5 protein-coding genes are annotated in these 4,400 nt (G+C 56.0%); all 5 read left to right on the top strand.

Annotation, left to right across the window (positions count from 1 at the left end):
• On the top strand, positions 1-1,284 hold a 1,284-nt coding region (gene infB / locus B3Z49_RS19325), incomplete at its 5' end, for a translation initiation factor IF-2 (protein WP_296993819.1).
• A gap of 17 nt (positions 1,285-1,301) precedes the next feature.
• Entirely contained in the window at positions 1,302-1,721 is a 420-nt protein-coding gene (rbfA, locus tag B3Z49_RS19320) for a 30S ribosome-binding factor RbfA (protein ID WP_064780278.1), read from the top strand.
• A complete protein-coding gene (gene truB / locus B3Z49_RS19315) occupies positions 1,721-2,647 on the top strand; it encodes a tRNA pseudouridine(55) synthase TruB (RefSeq protein WP_064780279.1) in 927 nt (308 codons plus the stop codon). The genes rbfA and truB overlap by 1 nt, the downstream gene beginning before the upstream one ends.
• A 17-nt stretch (positions 2,648-2,664) precedes the next feature.
• Positions 2,665-2,934, top strand: a complete 270-nt coding sequence (gene rpsO, locus B3Z49_RS19310; protein WP_008888875.1) for a 30S ribosomal protein S15 — start codon at positions 2,665-2,667, stop codon at positions 2,932-2,934.
• Positions 2,935-3,144: 210 nt separating this feature from the next.
• On the top strand, positions 3,145-4,400 hold a 1,256-nt coding region (pnp, locus tag B3Z49_RS19305; RefSeq protein ID WP_296993812.1), incomplete at its 3' end, for a polyribonucleotide nucleotidyltransferase.

The raw sequence follows: 4,400 nt of genomic DNA, 5'->3' as shown, positions 1-4,400 counted from the left end.
AAAGTTACCGATATCGTGGTTCTGGTTGTTGCAGCCGATGACTCGGTCATGCCGCAGACCATCGAGGCAATCAGCCACGCGAAAGCGGCTGGCGTTCCGATGATTGTTGCCATCAACAAAATCGACAAGCCGGGTGCAAATCCGAGCAAGGTGAAAACCGAACTTCTTCAGCACGAAGTTGTGGTCGAGGAAATGGGTGGTGATGTCCAGGCCGTCGAAGTATCGGCCAAACAGCGCACTGGTCTCACCGAACTTGAAGAAGCCATTCTGCTGCAGTCCGAGGTCCTTGACCTTAAAGCCAACCCGGAACGCGTTGCCGATGGGGTTGTTGTTGAAGCCCGTATGGAAAAAGGCCGCGGTCCGGTTGCGACCGTTCTGGTCCAGCGCGGCACCCTGCGTACCGGTGACATCTTTGTCACGGGTCCGGAATGGGGTCGTGTCCGTGCCCTGATCGATGATCACGGCAATCGTGTTGCAGAAGCCATTCCGGGTATGCCGGTCGAGGTGAACGGTCTGAACGGTGTACCGTCTGCCGGTGATGACTTTGTGGTTGTTGAAAACGAAGCCAAGGCACGTGAAGTTTCTGACTTCCGTCAGCGCCGTATTCGTGAAACCCAGGCCGCTGCAATGAAGAAATCAGCACTCGAGAACATGTTCTCGCAGAGCGGTGACCTCAAAGAACTGCCGATCGTCATCAAGGGTGACGTGCAGGGTTCTGTCGAAGCACTTATCGGCACCTTGCAGAAACTTGGTAACGAGGAAGTCTCGGTCCGCGTTCTGCATAGCGGTGTTGGTGGTATCAACGAATCCGACGTCACACTGGCGCGTGCATCCAATGCACTGATCATTGGCTTTAACGTGCGTGCAAACCAGCAGGCCCGTGAACAGTCGCGCCGTGACAACGTTGATATTCGTTACTATTCGATCATTTACGATGTTGCAGATGACATCAAAAAGATGCTGTCGGGTATGCTGTCTCCGGAAGTTCGCGAGAAGTTCCTGGGCTATGCGGAAATCCGCGACGTCTTTACGATTTCCGGCAACAAGATCGCCGGTTGCATGGTCACCGAGGGTATCGTCAAACGTGGCGCAGGCGTCCGCCTGCTGCGCGACAACGTTGTCATTCACTCTGGCGAACTTTCGACGCTCCGTCGCTTCAAGGACGAAGTCAAGGAAGTCCGCGAGGGCTATGAATGCGGCATGTCGTTCGCCAAATATAACGATATCCAGTCGGGCGATGTGATCGAGTGCTTCGAGAACGAGGAAATTGCCGTCGAACTGTAAGACGGTGAGGAACTGAAATGGCGAAGCAACCAGCCAAAGCACCAAGTCAGCGACAGCTCCGCGTGGCGGAAGAAATCCGCCAGGCGCTGTCGCAGGCATTGGAGCGTGGAGACATTTACGATCCGGATCTGACACGGCGCCCCGTAACCATTACGGGTGTCAATCTTTCACCGGATATGCGCAATGCCATGGTATCTTTCACCCCGCTTGGCGGCGGAGAGGCAGAAACGTCGATGAAGGCGTTGATGCGTCAGAAAGGTCACCTGCGCAGTCATGTGGCCAACACGGTGCACATGAAATATGTGCCTGCATTGCGATTTGTCGAAGACAAGAGTTTTGATGTCGCTGACCATATTGGTGCCCTGCTGCGCGACCCGCATGTTGCGCAGGATCTTGTGGATGACCGGTCGGGCGACCCGGAAGATGAGGACGACTGATGGCGCGTCGCCGTCGCGGTAAAAGCATTAATGGCTGGCTGGCGGTGGACAAGCCCCTGGAGATCACGTCATCAACCGTGGTCAATCAGGTGCGCCGTCTGCTTGATGCCAACAAGGCCGGACATGGCGGGACACTTGACCCGCTGGCGTCTGGCGTTCTGCCAATTGCCTTTGGCGAAGCAACCAAAACGGTTGCTTATGTCATGGATGGCAGCAAAAGTTATCGCGTGACGTTGAAATTCGGCGAAGCGCGCAGTACGGACGATGCCGAAGGCGAGGTTATTGAAACCTCCGACCATCGTCCGACTGAAGACGAAATCAAGGCTGTGCTGGGTGAATTCATCGGTGAAATCCAGCAGGTGCCGCCAAAGTTTTCGGCGATCAAGGTCAATGGCAAGCGTGCCTATGACCTTGCGCGCCGCGATGAAGATGTGGTGTTGCAGCCACGTCCGATTCTGATCAAGGATCTTCGACTGGTCGACATGCCAGATCGCGATCACGCCGTGTTTGACGTTGTGTCAGGCAAGGGCGCGTATATGCGATCTTTGGCGCGCGATATCGCGCTGCGCCTAGGCACCGTCGGCTATATCGCCGCGCTTCGCCGGACTTCGGCGGGGCCGTTTTCGGAAGGGAACGCCATTCCCCTGCAGGAACTGCTGGATATGGACCCGGACGAGGTGATGAAGAAACTGCTTCCGGTTGAGACCGCGCTGGACGACATCCCGGCGCTGGCCCTGACCGAAGTCGAGGCGCAACGCCTTTCCTCTGGCCAGCCTGTCGGGCTGTTGCCGGTGGCAAAGCGCAATGCCCTTGAAAACCCCGTCGTGCAGGACGAAATCGTCTGTGCCATGCTCCATGACCGCGCTGTTGCGTTGGCTGAGATCACTGGTGGCGAAATTCGACCTGTGCGTGTTTTTAATCTCTAAAGGCGAAAGGATGCCTGATGTCGATTACTGCTGAACGCAAAGCTGAGCTGATCAAAGAATACGGTCAGAAAGACGGTGACACCGGTTCCCCCGAAGTCCAGGTTGCTATCCTGACTGAACGGATCAAGAACCTCACCGAGCACATGAAAGAACATAACCACGACTTCCACAGCCGTCGTGGTCTTCTCATGATGGTTGGTCAGCGTCGTCGTCTGCTGAAGTACCTGCAGCGCAAAGACCAGTCGCGTTACGAGAGCGTCATTGAACGCCTCGGTATTCGCCGCTGATATCGAACTGCGGCGGAGGGTGACCTCCGCCGTCGTTTTTTTTATTGTTCCGGCGGATCGGAACACGAGAAGCAGGGTCGGATGGGCCGACCCGATGCTTACGCCGGACCCATTACTCATGGCGCTGTCATGTAAGCCTCATGAGTAATGTGTTCGGAACTCGTGTACACTTTCGGGTCCGCCAGAGGTTTGTAAGAGGAAGAGAAAATAATGTTTAATGTCGTCCGTAAGGAAATGCAGTGGGGCAATGCCAAACTGGTTCTCGAAACCGGTAAAATCGCCCGTCAGGCAGATGGTGCCGTCAAGGTTACCTACGGTGAAACCGTTGTCCTGTGTACTGCTGTTGGCGCCAAACAGCCGCGCCCGGATGTCGACTTTTTCCCGCTGACGGTTAACTACCAGGAAAAAGCATTTGCCGCTGGCAAAATCCCGGGTGGCTTCTTCAAACGTGAAGGCCGCCCGTCTGAAAAAGAAACCCTTGTTTCGCGTCTGATCGACCGTCCGATCCGTCCGTTGTTCCACCCGCAGTACCGCAACGACACCCAGATCGTTTGTACCGTTCTGTCGCACGACATGGAAAACGATCCGGACGTGGTTGCCATGATCGGTACCTCGGCGGCCCTGACCATTTCCGGTCTGCCGTTCCTTGGCCCGATTGGTGCTGCCCGCGTTGGTTACAAGGATGGTGAATACCTGCTCAACCCGTCGACCGAAGCGGTCAAGGAAAGCGATCTGGATCTGGTTGTTGCCGGTACCCGCGATGGCGTGATGATGGTTGAATCCGAAGCATCCGAGCTGTCCGAAGACATCATGCTTGGCGCCGTGAAGTTCGGTCACGAACAGTTCCAGGGCGTTCTCGACCTGATCATTGATCTGGCCGAAGAAGCAGCCAAAGAGCCGCGTGACGTTGCAGAACTTCCGGAAGGTTACGACGCACTGGTCGAAAAAGTTGCTGCGCTGGGCACCGAAAGCCTGACCGCTGCTTATGCACATGTTGTCAAACAGGAGCGTTCGGCTGCTGTTTCTGCTGCCAAGGCAGACATCGTCGAGAAACTTGGTGATGAAGTTCCCGATGCGCTTAAAGGCAAAGTTTCCTCGATCATCAAGGATCTGGAAAAAGACATCGTTCGCGGTGCGATCCTGAAAACCGGCAAGCGTATCGATGGTCGTACCGGTGCCGACGTTCGTCCGATCATGGGCGAAGTTTCGGTTCTGCCGCGTTCGCACGGCTCCTCGATCTTCACCCGCGGTGAAACCCAGGCACTGGCTGTTGTTACCCTTGGTACCGGTCAGGACGAGCAGATCGTTGACGCGCTGGACGGTGAATACCGTGAAAGCTTCATGCTGCATTACAACTTCCCGCCCTATTCGGTTGGTGAAGCTGGCCGTATGGGCTCGCCGGGCCGTCGTGAAATCGGTCACGGTAAACTGGCATGGCGTGCCCTGCACCCGCTGATGCCGGGCAA

Source organism: Thalassospira sp. UBA1131 (assembly GCF_002311515.1).
In the GTDB taxonomy this organism is placed as follows: Bacteria; Pseudomonadota; Alphaproteobacteria; order Rhodospirillales; family Thalassospiraceae; genus Thalassospira.
This window is presented reverse-complemented; position numbering and strand designations above follow the sequence as displayed.

What these genes read in the sequence shown, in the direction of transcription:
- truB (WP_064780279.1), top strand. Translation starts at nt 1,721, where the DNA reads ATGGCGCGTCGCCGTCGCGGTAAAAGCATTAATGGCTGGCTGGCGGTG.
- rpsO (WP_008888875.1), top strand. Translation starts at nt 2,665, where the DNA reads ATGTCGATTACTGCTGAACGCAAAGCTGAGCTGATCAAAGAATACGGT.
- rbfA (WP_064780278.1), top strand. Translation starts at nt 1,302, where the DNA reads ATGGCGAAGCAACCAGCCAAAGCACCAAGTCAGCGACAGCTCCGCGTG.